Raw genomic sequence first — 24080 nt, forward strand, 5'->3', positions numbered from 1 at the left:
GTCGTGCAGGAACAACGCGTTCGCGAACTTCTCCAGGGCGCAGGCGCTGATCGAGTCCCGCCTGCCGTTGCGCATCCGCTCCTACGACTCGGACAACGGCAGCGAGTTCATCAACCGGGACCTGATCGCGTGGCTGCACGAGCGCGACATCGAGCAGACCAGAAGCCGCCCGTACAGGAAGAACGACCAGGCCACCGTCGAGTCCAGGAACAACCACGTCGTGCGCCGCCACGCGTTCTACTACCGGTACACCGCCGACGAGCTCGACCTGCTCAACGAGCTGTGGGAACTGGTGCGTGTCAAGGCCAACCTGTTCACCCCGTCCAAGAAACCCATCGCGCGCGAAAGCACACGGGACGGACGCCCCCGCCGCGTCTACGACAGGCCGCGCACACCATGGGAGCGGCTCAAGGAGTTCGACGACCAAGATAGGGCCGCGGGCGGCCCCGGCTTCATCCCCGACGACAAGCGCGAGGAGATCGAACGCACGCTCGCGCCCGTGAACCCCGCCGAACTCGTCCGCCGCATCCACGACATCCAAGACCGGCTCGAGGACATGGCCGCCCCGCGCACCGCGCGGCTGGCCAGACGCTCGGGCCCGGACATGGCATACTTGAACAAGACGCTCGCCCGGATCGCGGGCGTCGAACCGGAAGACAACGAAACCCCACCAGCCGATAAGGACTAGGATTTCGCGCTCACCCTAAGTGAGGCACCACTCCGGATTACGCGCTCACTTTCAAATGAGGCACCTCGCATCCTTGTTCTTCGCATTTGCAGCAATAGACAGTTTAAAGTTCTCAAATTCGTTGGAGGAACCATCCCAAACCACATCATCAGCGGAGACACCGGGAGCTGCTGGCACCGGCATAGCAGTGTATTGATCACGCAGATCACCGAAGTCGGCGAGCGACCAACCAAAGATCACACCTGTCTTTGCAGTCTTGCCATCGTTGGTCTGATCGGCATAGTACGCGTCGGCTTGCTTGGTGGACCAATCGGCTGGGATAAGACCTTCGGAGATGAGCTTGTTGTAATACTTGATGACTTCCTTATACTCGTCGGAGACAAGATAGTTAGCGACCTTGCCATCCCTAACGTAAATGCCCTGTGCACTCGGTCCTTTGTTGAAACCAGTGACAATTCCAGTGGAATTAAGCAGAAGCATTGGGCTGTACCAGCCGAAACCGCCAGTATCGAGCGCACGAATGTTCATCGGGATCTCGTCAGCCTCACCGTTGCCGTTCGGGTCCTTTTCCTTGAATGCCTTAAGGACGGTTTCGAGTTCATCCCATGTGGTCGGTACTTGAAGACCGAGCTTATCAAGCCAGCTCTTGTTAATCATCATATTCTGACCGGAGCCAGAGTATGCTTTACCACGAGATGATGGCAGGTTGTAGATGTGACCCTCTGGGTCTTCGACCAGCTTCTTGGCATCTGGCTTTTCATCGAAGAACTTCTTGACGTTCGGCAACTTATCCATGTCTTGAGACAGATCTTCAAACAGGTCTGGGAACTGGGCCGCATCATCTGGGCTGAATGCGCGCAGCGAGATATCTGCAATTTCACCGCCAGACATCGACGGGTTTTTCTGCTGACCCCACTGATCGTCAGTGACTTCTTGCCATTCGATCTTGACACCAGCCTCTTTTTCGAGGTCCTTGGCCCACTGCATGTTGGTGGTCTTGTCAGTGTTAGTGTTTTTGACAACAAGAATCGTGACGATCGGCTTGCCATCTTCGGTGGTTGCTGCCTCGTCACTGCCACCGCAGGCCGCCACGGTGCCAAGCATTGCGACAGATGTAATCGCCGCGAGCGCCTTTGTCACTACACTTCTGCGTGCCATATCCTGTTCCTTTCTTTTACTCCTGACCTCATTATGCTCAGGAGCTCTTTTCCGACGTTTCACCGTACTACCGACCGGTTCGTTGACGGATTTGTCTGTTTTCGGTTCGAGGATCTTCGATCGAACTACTGTGCTCGTTCGTTATCACTTCAAAACCGCAACGATGCGATTCTAAATCGATTCGAAGCCAATCGTCAACCAGCTAACAGATGGCGTGTCGCAGCCATAAAACATTGGAATTACTTGTTTTTTGATAATCTGTTTCACCCAACACGCATAATATCGCAACCTTACGATTTATGCGATATAGTTAGCCGCATATTGTAAATTGTCGGATCAATTCGATAATTTACAACAAAAAACACGATCACCAGACCTCGTATCAAGGCACATTCATCGAGTAATCGTACCGTTGCGATGAAAACTGGAATAGATCACTGTTGAACACACACCGTACGCATGCAAAGGGGTTGAGACAATAAATGGTCACGCTCAAAGACGTCGCAGCTAAAGCAGGCGTATCACCGTCAACTGCGTCAGGCGCGCTAAGAGGACTAGACTTCGTCCGTCCTACCACTGCCGACCGAGTCCTCAAAGCAGCACAAGATCTCAACTACACCGCCAACGTGTCTGCACGCGCGCTACGCTCCGGACGAACCGGCATTCTCTCACTCGTCATCCCTACCGTAGACATTCCGTTCTACAGCCAACTCACCAACGCAATGGAACGCTGTGTCGAGCGACACAACTATCAACTTCTCGTTCAACAAAACGACTTCGACCCCAAGCGCGAACGCGAACAAATCATGCAACGCGATGACACCTTGTCAGAAGGCATGTTCTTACTATCCACCAAAACTGACACTCGCGACGTGGTTCGGCTCATTGGCGATCACCCGACAGTTCTGTTCGAAGACTACAGCACAGATATTCTTATCGACTCGGTCAATGCGCCCAGCGCCGGCGGCATTGACCGAGTAATACGTCATCTAGTCGAACGCGGGCGCAACCGTATCTGTCTTGCTGGCGAATCCATTCCGATTACACACGTTACTAACATATCCAATTCCAGTCGCGCGCGATACGAACGCGCAGGCTCTGCAATTCGCGTATTTGAAGAGCTTGGTATTAGTGCAAGTTGCGGTGCGATCAACTGTGATTGGGGTCCCGAACCCGGTATTGAAGTCGGTCATCGCATTGCTGACATGCATGACGCGAACGGTACGTTGCGATACAACGCAGTATGCTGCATGAACGACGATATTGCGCTCGGCGTGATTCGCGGACTTGCCGATCGCGGTGTGCGAGTGCCCGACGAGGTGGCCGTGACTGGATTCGATGGCATCAAACAAGGCGCATGGAGCATCCCAACATTAACAACCGTTGAACTCGATTACGACGGCATGGCTGAAACGGCTGTCTCGATGATGCTGCGCAAATTCAGCAATAACCCAGTCTCGTTCCCCCAGCGTGTCATCGCTGGCTTCCGTCTTCTTGAGCGTGAGTCCACCGCCGCGTCACAAGTCGCGAACGCGTAAGCCTAGACCAGTCAAAACGACCGTAAGTGAGCACTATCAGCACACTCCTGCTGAGTTACGGCCTCCAAAAGACCTACAGAAGGCCGTAACTCAGCAGGAAAAACACACTCTCATTGACTTACGGTCTCCAAAGAGCCTGCGGAAGACCGTAACTCAAGGAGAACAGATAGATAGCGCTCAGTTACGGCCCCCAAAAAGCCCTCAGAAGACCGTAAGTCAGCAGATACGTCGAGATAATGCGTACTTACGGCCTGTTCCGTCGTACCCAGTGTATCCGCACTATGCCGTATCGTTGCGATTACGAGAGGTCATCCAACGCCGCCACGCAGCTCCCAGCAGTCAGCAGTAAGTATCCCAAACGCAATCCGACCAGCTCCAGTCCAAATCGCGGCGGCAGAGGGGAAGAGACGAGCCATGACAACGCAGCAGGCTTCCACATTCGACGAATACATCCAAAACTATCGACGCAACAGCGGCCACCCAATCCGCATTCTGCTGCGCTTCTTCAAAGGCAGCGCGCGCGACCTGACCATTTCAACCGTCGCGATCATCGCCAAACAGTCACCGATGTGGGTCACTCCGATTGTCACGCGCAACATCATCAACTGCGCCACCAATCCCGCCGCTCACAGCGTTACGGAAATGCTCGTCAACCTTGTGATCGGCGTATTCTTCATCGCGCAAAACATCGGCACCGCATACCTCTATATCAAGCATTTCGGCAAGGTCAACCGACTGATCGAACGCCGTCTTCGCGGCAGTCTCATTGCCAAACTGCAGCAACTGTCGATTCGATTCCATACCGAAACGCAGTCAGGTCGACTCATGTCGAAAATCATGCGCGACGTCGAAAACGTTGAAGTTCTGCTCGATCAAACGTATCGCAGTCTGCCGCTCGTGATTCTCGACATTATTATCGCGATCACTGTCACCGCTATCAGCAGCCCGACCGTACTGATTTTCTTCGTGCTCGCTGTGCCGACCGCCGTCGTTGCGATCTGGTTTTTCCGTAGGCCGATTCGCGAGACGAATCACGATTTTCGTACACAGATGGAACGTACGCAGGCCGCCGTGGCTGAGATGATCGAGATGATTCCGGTCACGCGTGCGCATGGGCTTGAGAACGTCGAGATTCGCAAGATGAGTCGCAAACTTGAGTTCATTCGAGAAGCTGGCCTGAGACTTGACATTATCAACATCGTGTTCGGCGCGACCAGCTGGGTGATTTTCCAGATTTTCCAACTGCTGTGCCTTGGTTTTACCGGTTATCTTGCGTATCGCGGACGCATTTCGGTGGGCGATGTTGTGCTGTTCCAGACGTATTTCACGCAGATTGTGAACGGCGTGTCTAATCTCATCAACTTGTATCCGCTGCTGACGAAGGGTGTCGAGTCGATCAATTCGATCGGCGAAATTTTGCAGGAAGACGATGTTGAGCATAACCCTGGGCGCGATGGAGTTGAGCCGGGCGAGTTGCGTGGTGAGGTAGAATATCGCAACGTTGCGTTCCGATACAAGCCCGATTTGCCGCTGGTATTACACGATTTTTCGTTACGTGTGCGAGCTGGCGAGTCTGTGGCATTTGTGGGCGACTCTGGCTCCGGCAAGTCGACGCTGATTAAACTGCTCATTGGCTTTGGCGAGCCGGAATCAGGCGCAGTACTCGTGGATGGTATTGATTTGAAACGGATGGATTTGGACGCCTACCGCAGCCAGATCGCGGTGGTTCCGCAGAATACGATTCTGTTTTCCGGCACGTTGCGAGACAATATTACGTACGGACTTGATCATGTGGATGATGCTGAGGTTGACCGGATTATCCGTGAAGTTGGGTTGGACGACGTGGTCGCCGGGCTGCCGAATGGACTTGATACGATGATCGGCGAGCATGGCGGCACGTTGTCGGGCGGACAGAAACAGCGCATTTCAATTGCGCGAGCGCTGATCCGCCGTCCGCGCATCATCGTGTTCGACGAAGCGACGAGTGCGCTCGATTCGGTGTCTGAGAAGAAGGTGCAGCACGCGACTGAGCGCATGATGGGTCAGTGCACGACGTTTATGGTTGCGCATCGACTGTCCACAATTCGCAATGCGGACCGAATTGTGGTCTTGGAGCACGGTCGCATTGTGGAGCAAGGCTCGTATGACGAACTGATGGCGGCACACGGCAAGTTCTGGCAGCTCAAAACCATGCAGATGTGATGACTGCTGGTGCGCGCGTTTACACCGATAGTGAGTGCATGATGCAATAACGAGCGTAACTGCGCGCAATAACGATGGGTGCGCGCAGTTACGCTTAAAAATCGACCCAAAATCGAGCGTAACTGCGCGCAGGTCCCATTATTGCGCGCAGTTACGCTCGTTTCTCTTCACGTTTTCCTTGACTGAGTACCAAATCCACCCGAAATCGCTCAGGAAGCAAACGGTTTACAGTCTAATAGTGAATAGGATTAACCTCATCAGGGATTTGATCAAATGCAGGAATCTCGCCGGCCGCAACATGGTAGAGCGCATTATGGCACGCGCGCATCGCATCAGCCATTTCGGGATACTCCTGCATACACACGTCCACGAGGCCAATCTGATAATTTTCGCCGTCGAACCGGCCGAGCGCACTCTGATCGTTGTACTGGAAATAATGCGCACCAACGAAATACGGACTGCGCGCGGCTTGCTCAACGTAATACCGGTAAGCAACACCACGCTCGGTTTGCGTAGTAACGCCACGAATACCGTGTGCGGTCAGTCCACGATCGAGTGCACCGTGATGGAATTCACCGACCATAACCGGCATGTTGAGCATACGACCAACCTGCTCGACTTGATCATACGCGCTGCGTTGGTAACTGTTGATTGAGAATACGTCGTAGCAGTCGGCTCCGGCGAGCAGACTCTTGTCGGTGATATACGCATAACGCATACCAAGATTGAGATGATGCGGGTCGACGGTTCGCAACGCTGCAGCTGGTATGCGCACGTAGCGATCGATGAGCTGCTGCGAAAACGCCTTGAGATCGGCTACAGAACCGGGATGTGTTGTTGTAATGCGGAAACGAGGTTCGGCGATGATATCGGTAAAAGACGTGAAAACTGTAGGCGCTTGAGAGGTGGCATGTTCCTCACCGAGTGCAGACCATGCCGCGTTGAGTGCAGTAATGTCGCCGTTGTATCGGTCGGACAACCACTGAACGAATGCTCGTTTCGATGCGAGTTCAGCCGGATTCGCCAGCATTTCCTCAGCGATGTTGAGATCGTATACGAACGCCCAATTCGGTTCGTTGCGCATGAAATAACCGATCATATTGGGATCGGCACGCCACGGTAGCAGTCCTTGTGCGTAACGTTGCGATTCACGCTCATATTCGGGCGAGAATACGTCGGGAAAATCGCGAAATATTGCGGTTGCAGTGGATGGGAAACCACCATTGAGTGCATCAGCAGGAAGCACGTATGGGATGCCTGACTTGCGAATGAAATCATGGTCCGACCAGTTGCCGATGGTATTAATACCCCAATCGGCCAGATGGCGACGGGTAATACGCGCCCATGCATCACGCCAATTGTTACCAAAGGCGGCACGCAGATTCGCACGTCCATAATCGTAAAACGCGGTTACACCGTCGCATCCGTGATCAGCATCTGGTAACCATGTGAATGACGGATCATCCTGCGAGACATAAGGTTTGCGATGCTTGCCGTTATATACATCATCAATTTCATCGTTACGTTGCGTATTATGCTGTTTGACGTCACAAATCGCAACGTTGAGTAAATCAGTCACATGATCATCCAGCCACGGTCGAACTGCGTCAACGCGCGTCGACACGCCAGCTCCGATGCAATCAACGCCGGTCGATACGAATGCGTTACCATCCGGGTCAACCAGCCAGAATCGAGAGAGCTCACCATGTGAATCTTGCTCACGTTCAACACGGAACCAGCCGGTTGCTTCAAACTGTTTACCGGTCCAGCCGCCAAATCTGTCCCACTGATCAAATTTGGTATACGAATTAGTATTCTCCGGCGAGCACGACGACTCAGATACTGTCGTCGTCGAAGACTGGAACTGTGTATTCTGCTCACGTGAGTGATCACTAACCGCCGTCGTGTCGGCCGACTGGCTCACTCGCAACGATGCAACTGTACTCGACATATCGCCAGCCATCACACGTAATTGCGCCGTGCAAGCCGCACGATCAGTGATTTTCCCGGGCCACTGCTTGGGCACCCACTGTCCAAGTTCATCAATGAGCGGTTCACGAGGAATATCTATCGCTGGTATCGCATCGAGCAGCTCGCACGGCCACAATCGCAGCGAACGTCCGTTGAAACTTGGCGCAGACGACAGCACGATCTGCGTAATATCGTCACGACGAATACGCTTGCCAAACAGCGTCATTTTGAGTCGCCCCAGCGTACGTGGCGCAAACAGTGTCTGCCCGTTGAGCCACGCAAAATCAAACGGCACTGGTACTTCCACACCGGGTGACAATCCAAAAATCGCGCGCAGAGTCGGCTCTTCGCCACGTTCGCGCTGTCCATCCTCGTAGAACGCAAGTTGCAGGCAGACTGAATACTCGTCAAGTCCTTGAGCACGAACTAATAGGCACGTTGCGAATCGCAACGTTGCGGCAGCATCCGGCATTGTTACTCGATCAAATATCGTCAGTTCAACACCGTCAGCAGGACACGTCAGATCAATTGGTCCACGTTGGCCGGCAATACAAGGCAGTTGCATATTCTCCCCTTCGCGAATTACTGGATGTTATCGCAACCATCCATTACTTATCATAGACAATCCACTACTAGACACGCGCACATATGCTTTGACCGGCAATCAACCACAACTCCCACAGTTGTGCTTACTCAATACTCACAAAATTCCGCAACCCGCATCAACACTCAGAGCGTCGCGAGCATGCGTGAGGTAGTGTGGAAGATCAGCAGGTCGGCACAGATCGACTCACTCCACAGCAGCAGGCGGTTAATCATGGCAACATTAAAAGACGTGGCAGCAAAAGCTGGCGTTTCAATGAGCACAGCAGGCGCGGCGATGCGCGGCGAAGACATCGTCAAACCAGCAACCAAAGAAAAAGTGTATGCAGCAGCTCGAGAACTCGGATATTCTGCAAATCTATCGGCACGATTCCTCAAAAAAGGCAGTACCGGTACAATCGCCGTCATGGTGCCCGACATCATGCATCCGTACTATACGAATCTCGTATCTGCAGTATGCTGCGCAGCGAGTAAGCATGAACTGCGCACCGTTATTCAGCAAACCGGCTATGACTCGACAAGCGAAACCGGCGTACTTAAGCAGATCAACGCGACGATTTGCGACGGTTTGATTCTCAACGTCAATAATATTGACGATAAACATTTACGTACGATTCTCGGCAACCATCCGACAGTATTGCTCAACTATTTTGCGCAACCTCCGCTCTTCGATACCGTACACAGCCCGCTAGAGTCCAGCGTTAACACTGCGTTTGGATATTTGTGTGGCCGCGGGTATCAGCACGTATGCGTGGTTGGCGGGCGTGCAGATGTTCCTCACGACCCTGATACTAGTGGTCGTGAAAGCGGCATCGACTGCGCAATGAACGCGTTGCGGACTAACGGTTTGGGGAATCGGCAAGATTTTGTGGAGTGCAACTGGAGTGTTGCGGGGGGACTTGAAGCAGCACGACAACTGTGCGAAAGTAGCGATGACGGAACGCGTATGATTAACCGCTACGATGCATGTTATTGCATGAATGATTTAGTTGCATACGGACTGATTCGCGGATTACATGACGCTGGCGTGCACGTTCCTGATGATATTGCAGTATTCGGGCACGATGGCATGTTCGCAAAGGACCCGTTTGTACCGTTCACTATTCCGACATTAACAACAGTGACCACAGATTACGATGATATGGCTACCAAAGCAGTGACGCTGCTCATCGATCAGATCAAGCATCCAAACCGACAGCGTGCGCCTCGGGTAGAAACTGCTGATTGTCATCTGATTGTGGGCGAGTCAGCGTAATCATAATGAAGCGCGACTTAAGGGTGCTTTTATGCGAAAGATAACGTGGCACATTCGGATCACTACACCATATTCGGCACACCACGTTACACGCAAACGTGATATAACCTGCAACACATCACGCAGCGACACGGTTGTCGCTATGCGATTTTAGCGATAAAATATGTACCGGTACATAAATATCACGATAATAGGAAGGTATTCTCTGTATCGGTACATATACCATAACTGGTCACTAGTACTCCACGTCAAAAGTTCGATGCTGTATTTTGATCTCCTTGTCACGAAGTAGGTATCACGTTTGCCTTACGACATAGATCATGCGCACCGACCATCACATCACGAAAGCAGGTTATCAATGAACTCGTCGACTACACTCCCTCAAGCATGGCGCCCGCCGATGGGCTGGAATAGCTGGGATTCTTACGGCACCACCGTCACCGAAAGTGAACTACTCGCTAACGCGAAGTTCATGGCTGAGCACTTAAAATCCGCCGGCTGGGACACGCTCGTTATCGATATCGATTGGTATGACCCGACCGCACGCGCTCACGGCTACAACAAAAACGCACCACTTATCCTCGACGAATATGGTCGCCAGCTGCCTGACCCAGTGCGTTTCCCGTCCGCCGCTAACGGCAAGGGATTCGGTCCTCTTGCCGCAGCTGTTCACAAGCTCGGACTCAAGCTCGGCGTACACATGATGCGCGGCATTCCGCGCATTGCAGTCGACAAGAACTTGCCGGTATTCGGCACTGAGTACACCGCGCGCGACGTCGCCGATCTCGATCACGTTTGCAAGTGGAACCCCGATAACTACGGTCTCAACCAAGCACATCCCGGCGCTCAGGCATGGTACGACGCGCAGCTTGACCTGTTCGCTTCGTGGGGTCTTGACTTCCTCAAGGTCGACGACATGCAGACCCCGTTCCATTCTGAGGAAATCGCCGCTTACCACCGTGCTATTGCCAAGGCTGAAGCCAAGTACGATCGTTCAATCGATCTGTCGCTCTCACCTGGTGGCTGGGTTGCTACCTCGTATGTTGATTTCCTGCGTGAAAACGCGCAAATGTGGCGCATTTCCGACGATCTGTGGGACCGCTGGGAGGATATTTACCAGCAGTTTGCGCGTCTCGCTCGCTGGGCTCCGTTCCAGACGACCGGACACTGGGCCGACGCTGATATGGTACCGTTTGGTCACATTGGTTTGCGCGCAGAACGCGGCGATGATCGTCAGTCTAGGCTGACGTTGGACGAGCAGAAAACGCTGCTTGCACTGTGGTGCATGGGCCGCTCACCGCTTATGGTCGGCGGTGATTTGCCGACGAGTACCGATGAGACGATCGCACTGCTCGCTAACCCAGCACTGCGCGAAGTGACTGCCGGTTCAACGAACAACCGCGAGACGGTACGCGAGCGTATTTTCGACGGTTGGGGCGATGGCGCGAAGTACCGCGGTGAGTTCATTGTGTGGGCTGCCGACGCGGCCGATTGGGCTGACGGCACGACTTCTGCACATCATGGTGGTCACTACGCGGCACTGTTCTGGACCGGTGATGATGAGTTTACGATTGGCGGCAATATTCAACTGCAGTCGATTGTTGGACTCGACGCGCGCGAAGATGATTGGAAGCTGACTGATTTGTTTGCTGGAGCGCCCGGTGCGGCTGCTGATGTGCGCATCGAAGGCGAAGGCGCAGACCGCGTGATTACCGGTACAATTCCGGCGCACGGCGCACTGTGGATCGCCCTCGACCCGGCTAATAAGTAATACATTCGGCGAAAAGTCCCGCGGCTCCCCTTACAAGGGGAGCCGCACTTGGCGGAAATGCAACTACATCCACCATTGATTCATGTATCGGTACAGATTATTCACTGTTGAATATCGACACCGCTCGAAACACCCTAATCGCGCAAACGGCCATATACCGCTATTGTGTGATACAGCACATCCAACACTGCACAACGATACCGGTACACATCATCGTGCACCACGCAGTCAGGAGTCAAGAATCATAAGGAGGCCCGCATGTCCAACGGAAAAACAACACTGCGAGACGTAGCCGCAGCCGCCGGAGTCTCCCCTATGACCGCATCAAACGCACTGCATGGAAAAGCCGGTGTCAAACAGTCAACTCGAGCAAAAGTCCTCGAAGCTGCCGAACGGCTCAACTATCGCATCAACTTGACCGCCAGCATGCTCAAGTCAGGCCGCAGTAACATCATCCATATCATCGTCAACGAATTCGACTCGCCGTTCTACTCGCGACTCGTTCAGTCACTGGCCAACGAAACTACTGCACGCAGGCTCACGCCGTTCGTCGAACAAACTCGCTACTCGCCAGACGCCGCCAAACAGGCGTTAACCACTAATCCGTTCTCCGGCCAGCTGTTCGACGGCGAAATCATCCACGCTTCAGGACTCGGCACCAACCTTCCGCTCGCCAAAATGAACGCAGGCCGTCCACTCGTACTTATTGACGGCTGCGAGGAAAATCCTAGCGTTGACACCGTGAATTTCCCCAATGAAGAAGGCGCGCGAGCCGCCGTACAGCATCTGATCGAACGAGGCTGCCGACGCATTGCAATCGTCGGTGGCGGATACACTCCACGCGTCAAACTTGCTCACGTTGAAACATCATATGGACTGCGACTGCGCGGCGCGAGCGGTGCTCTACTTGACGCTGGACTGCCCTACGACGGTTCTGTAACGTTCAATGGATATAACAGCAAGGAAGGCATGAAGGCCGGTCATGAGATCGGCGATCTGATTATCGCGTCGTATCGACATCAGATTGATGAGCCTCCGATTGATGGCGTGTTCTGTGCGAATGATTACAGTGCTTTCGGCGTTATTCGAGGGCTCGCAGATCACGGTTTACGCGTGCCGGATGACGTGAAGGTCATCGGTATTGACGGTACAAGTTTTGGTGCCTACTCGACACCGACGTTGAGCACGATTCAGGTTGATCTTGATCAGCTCGCTCAGTTTGCACTCGATATGATCACGCGACGTATCGAAGAGCGTATGCACGGTGGGACTACTGTGGCACCGACGCGCGCAACGATCGGCTATCAGCTTGTTGCGCGTGAATCTACTGAAATTGTGCGGCGCTGACGATTACGTTTGATTACGCTATCTTCTAATCGTCAGCATAGCCATCTGATCAATCGCTCCAGCCAGTTACTGATACTGACTCATAGGACAACGATCAACGCTATAATCTCATTTTTCTATACCGGTACATAACTATGTATACCGGTACACCTCCAACGTTGGCAGGAAGACACGCCGCTCTCAATCGTTGCACTTCCATACAATCATCCATAGAATATGTAACGGTATATAAACGAGTTGTCAGTAGCGTACATACTGCAATGTCATGCGACAATCTCCAACATTTTTAGTCAAAGGAGCCACCCTATGACCACGCCAAAAACGGAAGCGTACCTCTTCGTACACTTCATCGGCGATGAAAAAACACCCACTGACGAGCAGTTGTACTTCGCATTGAGCCGCGACGGCGTCACATGGCACGATCTGCGTCCAGCTGGCAAGCCTGCACTGACATGGCTCGGCGGCGAAAAAGGTACTCGCGACCCGCACATCGTCCGCGATCCGAACGGTGGTTTCCACATCGTGGCCACCGATTTGTCTATTCACTACCGCGGTGGCTGGGGCCCGCACGACGGCGCAACCACGAACGGTTCCACCGGCCTCGTGATCTGGGACTCCCCCGACCTCGTCCACTGGAGTGAGCCGCGTCTCGTTGACGTCGCATCCAAGATTCCCGGCGCCGGCATGGCATGGGCTCCAGAAGCCAACTGGGACCCGGACAAGCAGCAGTGGATCGTGTTCTGGGCCACCAAGACCAACGTAGACGAGCCGGGCAGCCCGCTCAACAATGAACTTGGCGACCGCACCAACATGTACTACGCGACATCTAAGAATCTCGTCACCTTCTCCGACCCAGTCAAGTGGATCGACCGCAAGAACAGCGTCATCGACTCAACCATGCTGCGCGACGATGATGGCTGGTGGTACCGCGCATCCAAAGATTCCGAAATCACCATCGAGCGCACGCGCAACCCATACGCGAGCGCTTACGAAGTGTTGCGTACCGACGATCCGCAAGCATGGTCGTATGTCGGCTCACTCACGAGCATCCTCGGCAATGGCCGCTACTCGTGGTTCTATCTCGAAGGCCCGGAACTGTTCCGTTACAACGATGCAGATATCAAGACCATCAACGGTCACGAGATGAAGTTCGGCCTGATGTGCGATCAGTACGCTGAAGCCAAGGGATACCTGCCGTTCCGTTCGGCAAACCTCGCCAGCTCCGACGCTGCCGACTGGGCCGTGGCCGACGACATCAACTTCGGCGAGCTCAAGAAGCGTCACGGCGCAATCCTGCCGATCACGGCAGCTGAATACGATGCCGTTGAGGCCGCGTTCGCGCTGTGATCACATCATCTGTGCTCAGTTACGGCCTCCTACCGGCCTTCAGAAGACCGTAACTGAGCACTAAAGCACCACCATCATTGAGTTACGGCCTCTTACCGGCCTTCAGAAGACCGTAACTGAGCACTAGGGCACCGTCGTCATTGAGTTACGGCCTCCTATCGGCCTTCAGAAGGCCGTAACTGAGCACTAGCCCATCAAGTCTGGATTCAGTTTGCCGAATCGGACCATCCGTGTCGTCATATCTGAATCGTCAACCATACGCAAAGGAGCAATATCACATGAGCAACGAAGCACCCAACGCAACATCACCATCAGCCGCAACCGTAAGCCTTGCCAACGCACGTCGCGTCGCCGACGTCCCCGCCCGACTGTTCGGCTCATTCGTCGAACATCTCGGTCGCTGCGTCTACGGCGGCATCTACGAACCCGACCATCCCACCGCCGACGCCGACGGCTTCCGTCAGGACGTGCTTGATCTCGTCAAGGAACTCGGCGTCACTTGCGTACGCTACCCCGGCGGCAACTTCGTTTCCAACTACAACTGGGAAGACGGCACCGGCCCGCGCGATCAACGTCCGGTACGCCGTGATCTAGCATGGCACACCACCGAAACCAATCAAATGGGCATCGACGATTTCTATCGTTGGAGCCAAAAGTCTGGTACTGAAATCATGCTCGCCGTCAACATGGGTACGCGCGGACTTAAGGCTGCGCTTGACGAACTCGAATATGTTAACGGTACAGCTGGCACCGAACTGGCCGATCGCCGCGTAAAGAACGGTATCGAGGAGCCGATGGATGTCAAGATGTGGTGTATCGGTAACGAAATGGACGGTCACTGGCAGGTCGGTCACATGAGTCCGGACGAGTATGCTGCGGCCGTCGACCGCGTTGCGCACGCTATGAAACTCGCTGAGCCAGCGCTGGAACTCGTGGCTTGCGGCTCCTCCAGCGCGCACATGCCCACGTTCGGCGAATGGGAGCGCAAGGTGCTCACCAAGGCGTACCACGACGTCGACTTCGTCTCGGCGCACGCCTACTACCACGACCACGGCTACCGCACTCACGATACGATCGAAATGCAGGACTTCCTCGCGTCGGCTGAGGACATGAACTACTTCATCAACACGGTGGCAGACGAGGCGGACGCCGCGAAGGCCATTAATCACGGTTCTAAAGACATCGCGATCTCGTTCGACGAGTGGGGCGTGTGGTATCAGGGACGTTGGAACGAGCAGGAAACGGCTTGGGCTAAGTCTAAGAACGGGCTGCATCACGGCGCGTGGCCAACTGCGCCGCATCAGCTTGAGGATATTTATTCTGCGGCCGACGCAGTGGTTGAAGGTTCGTTGATGATCACGCTACTCAAGCATTGCGATCGTGTGCGTTCGGCGTCGCGTGCGCAGCTGGTCAACGTGATCGCGCCGATTATGGCTGAACCGAACGGCGGTGCGGCTTGGAAGCAGACGATTTTCTATCCGTTCGCCGAGGCCGCGCATTACGCTCACGGTGATGTGTTCGCTCCGGTAGTTGAGTCGCCTACCGTGACTACCAAGTCGTACGGCGATGTCGCGGCGATCGACGCTGTAGTGACGTGGGATGCTGCGACGCGTTCCGGTTTACTGCTGGCTGTGAACCGCGATCTTGACGCTGCTCATGATGTAACTGTGTCGTTGGCTGGTCTGCCGGGTGCAGATGGTGCGATTGCTGTAACGCACGCACAGGTACTGCACGATGATGATCCGTATCGTACGAATACTGCTGACGAGCCGAATGCAGTGACGCCGGCTGATTTGGCTGTTTCGACTGCTGCTGATGGCACGTTGACGTTCACGCTGCCAGCTGTGGCGTGGACTGCAGTGCGATTCACTGCGTGATTTGTGTTGTTTACAACGATGAATCGTGGACTGGAAATGTGCAGTTAGTCCGTTCAGTCCACAATTCACAGATAACATTCAGACAACCTGCATGCTGCGCTATGAAAGAGGGAGTTAACTAAGAATTACGGCCAAACAAGCCGCGATAATTCAAAAGCCTTCTTCCCTTTCTTTCTTCTCCTTTCTCGCGTTGGGGCCCCGGTTCATCACTGAATCGGGGCCCCAACGTGTTTGTGGATAAAGAGTAGCGTGGCAGAAAACGCTCGCTAACGATGCTCTCAGCGAGCGATATTTGCCACTCATATCAGGTGCGTGGCGGAAAACGCTCACTGAGCATCATTCAGCGAGCAATTTCTGCCACGCATTCCAATGAGTGGCGGAAAACGCTCACTGAGAGCACCCTCAGTGAGCGTTTTCCGCCACGCAGTATCAGTAACACCCACCTACCGCACGGCGAAAATACGAGCAGATGGTGCAGTGCTGTCGGTTACAGTCAGTCGTACGGTATCAGCATCAAGCCGTTCGACAGTCCACGGACGTGCGTTCGGCGCGTGATCGGACGGATTATCTGCCGATACTGGAGACGGGAAGATCTGCGTGATCTCACGATCAGCCGACAACGGTAACGTGATCGACGTGTCACCAGCGCGACGCCATACCGTCACATATGCCGCACGATCAGCCGGTACAGACTCATCAGCTGAACAGAGCTCATACGGCCGCAATCCAGCAACCAACCAATCACCAGTAAACTCAGGCAAACCAGCAGGCCACCACGGCACCAACGTTTCCTGTTCAGCGAGAATCCGCCGCTGCAACGCCACCGCATCACGCACCAGAGCAAGCCGCGTATCATCCATACGGTTAATAAAACCAGACAAATACAGTCGACCCATCACACCAGCAGCCAACGTGAGCACCGCAGTCTCATCGGTCATCTCCTGCTGCGCGTATCCCCAATTACCCTGCTGCTCAGGCAAAATCGTAAGACCAGCACCAGCCGCAATCGCCGCGTAAATCAACGGATCACACTGATCAGATGTCGACTGCAAATCCAGCCGCGCCAACTGCGCATAATCCGCACGCATCGCACCAGAACCACAGTTCTCAATCATCACGTCCGGATGACGACGACGCAAATCGTCAAGCCAGTCAAGATACGCACGGCAATGGCCTAACAAGCCCGTACCATTCGATTCAGCCTCGCGGTCCGTGCCAACACCGGGAATCGTGTTGTAGTCAAACTTGAAGAATTTCACGTCAAACTCACTGATCAACCGATCAACCGTACGCGTGACGTGCTCGCGCGCAGCAGACGAACGGAAGTCAAGCAGATACCGGCCAGAATCACATACGCGCACACCATGACGCGTGAAAAACGCCTCGTCTGGCAGACTCGCGGCGAGCGGCGACTTTACACCGATTACCTCCGGCTCAAGCCACAAGCCAAGACCCATGCCATGTTCACGAACGACTTGTGCAACTCCAGCAAGACCAGCAGCACCGAACCGATTCGTGGACGGCAACCACTCGCCAACCATATCCCACCAGCCGCCATCGGTACTGTCATACCAGCCTGCATCGATGCAGAAAATATCCGCACCGGCCTTAGCCGCACCATCAATCAGCGGTAATTCCTTGTCCAGACGCGGGTCGCCGAACAACGTATTCATGTAATCGTTGTACACAACAAGCCCCTGCGTGTGCTCGAACTGGGTACTGCGGCCAAGTTCCGCAGCTTTCGCACGACGCAACGCACGACGCTGCAACGTCATCTCAGCCACCGCCTGCTGCCAATCACCGGCCGCAATCGCAAACGATACCGGTACAGAAGTGAACACATTGCCGTCACCAAGGCTCGTGAACCACTGATGATGCTCATATTCCGGACCAAACGCGGTGACGTGCAGACCTGGGTCGTTTTCACCGACCTCCCAATGCCACGGACCGTTGTGCTCGATTTGCCACATGATCGAAAACGCGGGAACGGTTGCCGATTCGGCAGTCCGGCACGCCTCGATGATACCAGCCGGCTCATGTTGCCCAGTCGACCACGTTGACGACGAACTCAGCATGAACCGCGAACTCGACTCACCAGGATTAATCACCTGATTACGATCACGAACTGCGGTTTCACGCAGCGGCGCGCTATGCCAATCATTCTCAACCGCCCACGCACTGTCACCCCAGAAAATACGCGACGACTCCACACTCGCTCCGTTCGCATCCAACGGCAACGTCAGATTCAACGACGACACAGCTTCGACCGGGAATCTGCGCGGCGAACGCAATACAGTGGTCGCGCGCACGGCGGCGATGTTTGGGTATGCCTCGAATACGGAGGTGACGGTGAGACCGTTGGCGGTGTTCGTTGTTGTGCTATCTGTTGCGTTACTGCCGTTACTGCCGTTACTGCCGGACGATTCTGCACTGCTCGCACCGCCGGTCGGATCTTCAGCTGGATTGTCAAACTGACGACCGCCTGGATTGAGATCCTCGTACGAGGCGAACTGCGTGATTTCCAGTCGATACGGTTCATATGATGATGCAGTGTTGGAGCTGTTAGCATCGTTAGTGTCGTTTAGTGACGGAACGAATGCTCGCGCACTTACGAAACGCAGCTTTGAGCCGGCAACCGTTGCAATCAGTGACTGTCGATTGTCGTGTGAACCGGTATTCGCCGCACGCACTTCTACGATTGGCCGTGGATCGCGCTGTGGCACGAACGACTGGGCAGATGACGCAATCTGTACCGGTACAGATGATGCTGTACCGGTACAATTGGTTGCGTTATTTATCACCATCCCACGCCCGGTCAGCCCACTCAACCGCACTGGCTTATCTCCAGCCGTTTCAAACGTCATCGATACCACGCCGTTACCCCACGTAAACCGGCCATCCGTATCCGGTGTCAATATCCGAACATCAGTCATATGTACCCCTTTGTATAGCTGTGATAGAGCTGCCCTATTGCGCGTTGCATCCGGCTCGCACCCGACGCAACGTTCATTGTACCGCTACAACCAAACCACGGACCACGCATCTCCACATCAATCGCTACTGATGAATTATCATGAATCCTATTGATGAAATTGCAGAAGTTCTACTGATGAATCTGCATGGAACCTACTGATGAATCTGCAGAACAGCGCACAGACATGCACATGAAATCTGTTCATCGACAAACTGAATATGCGCATAGCAGGGGAGACGAATATGGCAACGTTGCGAGATGTGGCGACACGGGCTGGAGTGTCAGCATCGACTGTATCGTATATTTTGCGTGGTGATACGCGATTCCAAGCAGAAACAGTTGCACGAGTGCGCGCAGCAGCACGAGAACTTGGGTATACTGCAAATCTTTCGGCGAGGATTTTGAAGGCCGGTCGCAACGGTGTGATCGGCGTAGCCGTTTATGCACTCGAAGCAGCGCAACCGATGAGACTTGCGGCGGCAATCAACCGTGAAGCGGCACAGCGTGGACTGCGCGTGATCGTGCAGGAGACAGCGAACTCGCGTAAGGGCGAACTGCAAACGTTGGAACAGACTACGAGTCAGTTCTGCGATGGGCTGATTTTCAGTCCGGCGAAAGTTTCAGCGGAGGAAATCAAATCGCATATCGGCACGAAGCCGATGGTGTGGTGCGAAGATTTTTCCGATTCACCGATATTTGACTCGGTAGTGACGCCAAGTTTCGAAGGTTCACGGGATGCTGTACGACATCTGATCAGCGTGGGTTGCCGACGAATTGGAATACTCGGCATCGGTGTACGTACAAGTCACGATCGCAACGTTACGAACGAGTCTCATGAGGGAAACGATTGTATCGAGGCGGAATCGTCAGTGTTTGTGACAGATGGCAATGCTACGTTTCGCACGCAACGATTGCGTGGGTATCTTGCCGCATTAAACGAAGCTAGCATTGTATTCGATCCAACATGGGCAATCGATTGCGCGTGGAATTTCGAAGCAGCGCGCGAGGCTACGCAACAGTTGGCTAATTCATCACATGTTCCGATCGACGGGTTGTTCTGCATGAATGATGTGCTTGCGATTGGCGCGTCTCGTGGACTTGCGGATTGTGGCGTACACGTACCAGATGACGTGGCGATCATCGGATTCGATGGAATTCGTGAAACTGCATACACTACGCCGTCAATTAGTACAGTCACGCTCGATTACAACGATTACGCACGCAAAGCCCTTGATCTGTTGGCTGCTCGTATTGATGGCGCAAATAATGGTGCGCCAGCACAACGCCTTGTCGCCAACTATCGTATCGTACAGCGCGAGTCCACGATGCGATGATAAGCTCCTGCTACGTTGCTACTGATTTCGTGCGCGCATTCGCTGGTCACGCGATGGATTGAATCGAAGTAATTCCATCTCGTGCCCCAAATACAACCATAAAACCGGTCACGGGATGGAATATAATTCCACATTTCCATCCCGTGAGCAAGTGCATCATACTCGCGATGGCATAACAACGTTATTTTCCATCCCGTGACCTCAATACATCCCAAACGTCAGTCACGCGATGGCACGATACCGGTTTCATGCCATCGCGTGAGTAAGGGTTTATATCACGCGATAGAAAATAATCAAGATTTGCCATCGCGTGAGCTGTGAGCCGAAGCAGGAGGGTTGGATCACACTTCTCCACTCAAACTCATCCTAGCTATTTACCGCCAAATCGTGACAGTCTTGCCGAGACGCAACGTAGCGAGCGGGCCGCGAGCGGATTGCGACGCACGAGCATCCCCCGCAATATCCATATCGAAGACAAACGGCGCACCATCGGCATGCTCAAATCGTTCCTCAACAATACGTGGCTCACCAAGATCAGCCGTCCGCACAATCGCACCGGTGCCGAAATCATCGCAGTCAACCTCACTGGAGATCGTCAGCATCACTGATCGATCGGCATCATCTTGCGTCAACTCAACTGTAAACGCACCATCCACCGTCACAGCTCCCGTCTCGCCGAGCAATCCACGTGCCCCGCCGACGTACGTGTTGTCGCGCGACAGCACCGGCTGCGGCACGTTGCGGAACACCTCTTCATCGCCGACACCGACACACACCTCGGCCAGCTGCTTATACTCGTCAAGTGTCGCCGGCCGCTCTCCCTCATCGCCCGCGCCAAGTCGAATTGCGTGCGCCGCCTGCAAATTGTACGCGCGCAACCCGTGCCCCTCAGCAAGCCAACCGGTCTGCTCATCCTCGTCATCCGCAGTCCCAGCAACCTTTACGAATACGTTGTTCACGAACCGATCGTCACCGCCATAGACGAACGCCGAACCAGCCGGCGCAGTGGTGTGCGCGAAATGGTACGGAGTGGAACGATCGAGTACACGACCGAGTCGAATCGTGCCCGCGATGAGATTGTTCACGTAAGCACCACCATCGGAAATAATGTCGAGATTAATCGGCGAAGCGAGCACGTTGTTACTCACTGTGTACGGGCCGTGGCTGACTTCGATCATAATGTCGCGCGTGTTGCGCCAGAACGTGTTGCGGTCGATATGCGTGCCTTGCGTTTGCCAATCGAGCCACATGCCGAGCGTGCAGTCGTGGATGTTGTTGTTTGCGATAACAGTATCGACTGCAGCGTGGAATTTGATACCACCGATTTCGTGACCCCAGAATTCACGGCGCGTCGCAACATTGTAAATTTCGTTGTGCTCGATACGGCTGAACGCGCAACCCATGTGACCGACGATACCAGTCTGCCCGCAGTCGTGAATGCGGTTATTGCGCACAACATGACCGCCGACGACGCCGCGTTGCCAACCGAATCGCAACGCTTTGAATACCGCCTCCATCTGATACTGGTAGCCGGACTTGCGACGCGTGCGCGTGCAATCGTTGTCACCGGTGGAGACTTCCTTGCCGAGCGCAACGGCCGAGCAGCGCGCGTCGTGGATGTGATTGTTTTCGATGATCCAGCCGCGTGACCAGCGTGTGTCGATCATGCCAGTTTGATCGGCGGTCGGCGGCGCCCACGCAGTCGCGGCTTGCGCGAATTCAAAGCCGCGCACAGTGATGTAGTTGACCTGCGGATGACTCGGTGCGAAGCAGTGTTCACGCACGTTGATCTCAGTGAGCGATTCGTTTGGGTTCGCATCGTGGAAATTAGCCCAGATAGTAGTCGTGCCGTTATGTTCGTCACCGTTGACTTCGGCGTACCAGACGGCAGTAGTGGCGCTTTCGTTACCGGCAGCAAAGTCCGCGACCGGACCGTTACGCCACGCACCGGAGTCGAATCCGACCGTACGCGGGCGCGGATGCGCAACTTCCTCGCGGCTAAATGCTTCGTACAGCGCACGACCATCAAGATATACGCAACCCAAGTGGCAAGCCGGATGCTCTGGGTAGCCGCTCACTTCTGGAGCAAGCTCGTCAAGACCGTCGCGGATTGCGCGCGCATGCGAACTGGCATCGATCACCCAGTCACCAAATACCGTGCGTGCATACGGATTGAACGAACCGAACGTCGCGTTTGGCAGTACGACTTTCCACACGGTTCCGTCGGCAGAAGTTTCGACTTGCTCCCACGAATCGACACGTTCGGAACCTTTGACGACTGGATGTTCGCCATCTGCCGCGCGATAGACGATGCGATTATCTTCACTTTCGCCTCCGTATTGCGGGGTGACGGATTCTCGATAAGTGCCGTCGTGTACGACGATTTCGTCGCCGGCGCGCGCGATAGCAGCGGCCTCGTTGATAGTGCAGAACGGGCGGGACGCGGTGCCGTCGCTAGGTGACGACGCTGCTGCGAAAACGTGATATACGGTCATGACACTCCTCTGTGCTCGGATTGAGTATGTTGAGTCAGTGCAAGTTGCTGGCTGACTACTGCCATTATTGTATATTCAAACGTTTGAATAACACGCCGCCCTGTCTCAAAATCAGAAAAAGCTACATTACAAAATTTGGAGACAGCTCACGTCACCAGAAATTATGCCCGGCAACAAGCCCGCAGATCGAAATCGTTGGAAAATCAAGGATTAACAAATTTGGAGATTTGTCTCAAAACATGTAATACAGGCAGAAATAAAAAGCAAAGACAAATTATTTGTCTCGAAATATCATTGTTCGCAAATAATTCATTTCGAGACAAAAATGCCAGCGACGGCACCTGTGAGTGGCGGTTTTCGCTCGCTGAGCACCGGCTCAGCGAGAGAAAACCGCCACTCACAGCGAAACGCACTCAATTCCATCGCAACAAGCACTCCGTGCATTTCAGCGTTCCGCACTACCTCGGGCGAGAATACGATATGCAAGCATATGCGTACGCGGCCCAGCGCCCGTTGATACCGTCACCGCAGACCGCCCAGTCGGTCGCGCGTCAATACGATCGGCGAGCATATCCAAACACACCTGCGCAACTTCAGCCGGATTAATAAATACGCTCGACAGACCAGGGTTCATGTATCGACCATCCTCCACGCCGTCGAATCCCATGACCAGCACATCGTCAGGCACACGTATGCCAGCATCAGTCAGGGCTTTAAGCACGCCGATCGCAACCGTATCAGCCATGCAAAATACCGCATCAAAGTCAAGCACGTCCGTAACAGTCTCGCGCTGTGCAAGCAAACGCGTCATCGCCTCGTATCCCGACTGGCGCGTCCAGCCGCAAGGAATCACACTGCTCGGCTCATACGGCAATCCGGCCTCCTGCAACGCTTCAATCGCACCGAGCAACCGCAAATCGGCACTCATCGTCGCACTCTCAGCTAGTTCATCCGCCGTGCGAAACACCGTACCAAGCACAAGCACACGCCGCGCGCCGGACTCGATCATATGCTGCACCGCCGCGCGAGAACCCTCGACACAGGGCGTAAACACGCAGTCAACCCGACCATCGAGCCCAAATCCGTCGAATACGACCGTCGGATGCGACTGCGGAGCGGCGGCGAGCGCATCAGCAGAATCACGAGTCGGCCAACACACGATCGTACCGTCGCACACTTGTGTACTAGCACTGCCCATCATCGCGCGCTCATAGTCGGCCGACATGCGCGTTTGCTGTGTGATGAGCTGATAACCGCGTCGAGTCGCCTCATCGGATAATGTGGCGGCGAGCGCGGCTGGGAAAATCATGTCAAGATCGGCGACAGACAGTCCGATGATGCCGGTGCGGCCAGAGCTGAGTTGGCGCGCGGCGAGATTCGGGCGATAGCCAAGCTCAGCGGCGGCCTTGCGTACGCGTTCCGCGGTTTCCGGTTTGACGATCGGCCGATCGCGCATCACGTTGGAAGCGGTCATGCGCGAGACTCCAGCGCGCACCGCGACATCATCGAGAGTTACCATG

At 54.5% G+C, this 24080-nt stretch carries 12 protein-coding genes and 2 pseudogenes; 9 read left to right on the forward strand and 5 right to left on the reverse strand.

Annotated features, from left to right (window positions below; translation table 11 throughout):
- A pseudogene (locus BHAP_RS09630) lies at positions 1 to 688 on the forward strand (DDE-type integrase/transposase/recombinase); the annotation flags it as partial.
- A 66-nt stretch (positions 689 to 754) separates the two neighbouring features.
- Here BHAP_RS09630 and BHAP_RS09635 read toward each other — a convergent pair.
- A pseudogene (locus tag BHAP_RS09635) lies at positions 755 to 1846 on the reverse strand (extracellular solute-binding protein); the annotation flags it as partial.
- A 482-nt stretch (positions 1847 to 2328) separates the two neighbouring features.
- Between BHAP_RS09635 and BHAP_RS09640 the strand changes: the two are divergent.
- Together BHAP_RS09640 and BHAP_RS09645 are read left to right on the forward strand one after the other, a co-directional pair.
- Positions 2329 to 3384 carry a LacI family DNA-binding transcriptional regulator gene (locus tag BHAP_RS09640; RefSeq protein WP_094730483.1) on the forward strand — a complete coding sequence of 352 codons (1056 nt, stop codon included), beginning with the start codon at positions 2329 to 2331 and terminating at the stop codon, positions 3382 to 3384.
- Between the two features lie 414 nt (positions 3385 to 3798).
- A complete protein-coding gene (locus BHAP_RS09645; RefSeq protein ID WP_094730484.1) occupies positions 3799 to 5586 on the forward strand; it encodes an ABC transporter ATP-binding protein in 1788 nt (595 codons plus the stop codon).
- Between the two features lie 232 nt (positions 5587 to 5818).
- Here the strand turns inward: BHAP_RS09645 and BHAP_RS09650 are convergent, their stop codons facing one another.
- Positions 5819 to 8122: a beta-galactosidase gene (locus BHAP_RS09650; RefSeq protein WP_094730485.1), complete on the reverse strand. Its 2304-nt coding sequence runs from the start codon at positions 8120 to 8122 to the stop codon at positions 5819 to 5821.
- A gap of 252 nt (positions 8123 to 8374) precedes the next feature.
- Here BHAP_RS09650 and BHAP_RS09655 point away from each other — a divergent pair, with 252 nt between their 5' ends.
- From BHAP_RS09655 to BHAP_RS09675, 5 genes are all read left to right on the forward strand, one after another.
- The gene (locus BHAP_RS09655; protein ID WP_158216465.1) at positions 8375 to 9415 is read left to right on the forward strand and encodes a LacI family DNA-binding transcriptional regulator; all 1041 of its coding nucleotides are present in this window, start codon (positions 8375 to 8377) and stop codon (positions 9413 to 9415) included.
- Between the two features lie 400 nt (positions 9416 to 9815).
- Entirely contained in the window at positions 9816 to 11186 is a 1371-nt protein-coding gene (locus tag BHAP_RS09660; protein ID WP_169713207.1) for a glycoside hydrolase family 27 protein, read from the forward strand.
- A gap of 258 nt (positions 11187 to 11444) precedes the next feature.
- Entirely contained in the window at positions 11445 to 12533 is a 1089-nt protein-coding gene (locus tag BHAP_RS09665) for a LacI family DNA-binding transcriptional regulator (protein WP_094730488.1), read from the forward strand.
- A 306-nt stretch (positions 12534 to 12839) separates the two neighbouring features.
- Positions 12840 to 13880, forward strand: coding sequence for an alpha-arabinofuranosidase (locus BHAP_RS09670; protein ID WP_094730489.1), 1041 nt, complete (start codon positions 12840 to 12842; stop codon positions 13878 to 13880).
- A gap of 278 nt (positions 13881 to 14158) precedes the next feature.
- Positions 14159 to 15757, forward strand: coding sequence for an alpha-N-arabinofuranosidase (locus BHAP_RS09675; protein ID WP_094730490.1), 1599 nt, complete (start codon positions 14159 to 14161; stop codon positions 15755 to 15757).
- Between the two features lie 443 nt (positions 15758 to 16200).
- Here the strand turns inward: BHAP_RS09675 and BHAP_RS09680 are convergent, their stop codons facing one another.
- The gene (locus tag BHAP_RS09680; protein ID WP_420807735.1) at positions 16201 to 18621 is read right to left on the reverse strand and encodes a beta-L-arabinopyranosidase; all 2421 of its coding nucleotides are present in this window, start codon (positions 18619 to 18621) and stop codon (positions 16201 to 16203) included.
- Positions 18622 to 18973: 352 nt separating this feature from the next.
- Here BHAP_RS09680 and BHAP_RS09685 point away from each other — a divergent pair, with 352 nt between their 5' ends.
- The gene (locus tag BHAP_RS09685; RefSeq protein ID WP_158216466.1) at positions 18974 to 20065 is read left to right on the forward strand and encodes a LacI family DNA-binding transcriptional regulator; all 1092 of its coding nucleotides are present in this window, start codon (positions 18974 to 18976) and stop codon (positions 20063 to 20065) included.
- Between the two features lie 374 nt (positions 20066 to 20439).
- On the opposite strand, the gene BHAP_RS09690 is transcribed toward BHAP_RS09685, so the two are convergent.
- Positions 20440 to 22560, reverse strand: coding sequence for a right-handed parallel beta-helix repeat-containing protein (locus BHAP_RS09690; protein ID WP_094730493.1), 2121 nt, complete (start codon positions 22558 to 22560; stop codon positions 20440 to 20442).
- A 445-nt stretch (positions 22561 to 23005) separates the two neighbouring features.
- The gene (locus BHAP_RS09695) at positions 23006 to 24079 is read right to left on the reverse strand and encodes a LacI family DNA-binding transcriptional regulator (protein ID WP_094730494.1); all 1074 of its coding nucleotides are present in this window, start codon (positions 24077 to 24079) and stop codon (positions 23006 to 23008) included.
- Between the last annotated feature and the right edge of the window lies 1 nt (position 24080).

The organism is Bifidobacterium hapali, from assembly GCF_002259755.1.
Taxonomy (GTDB): domain Bacteria; phylum Actinomycetota; class Actinomycetes; order Actinomycetales; family Bifidobacteriaceae; genus Bifidobacterium; species Bifidobacterium hapali.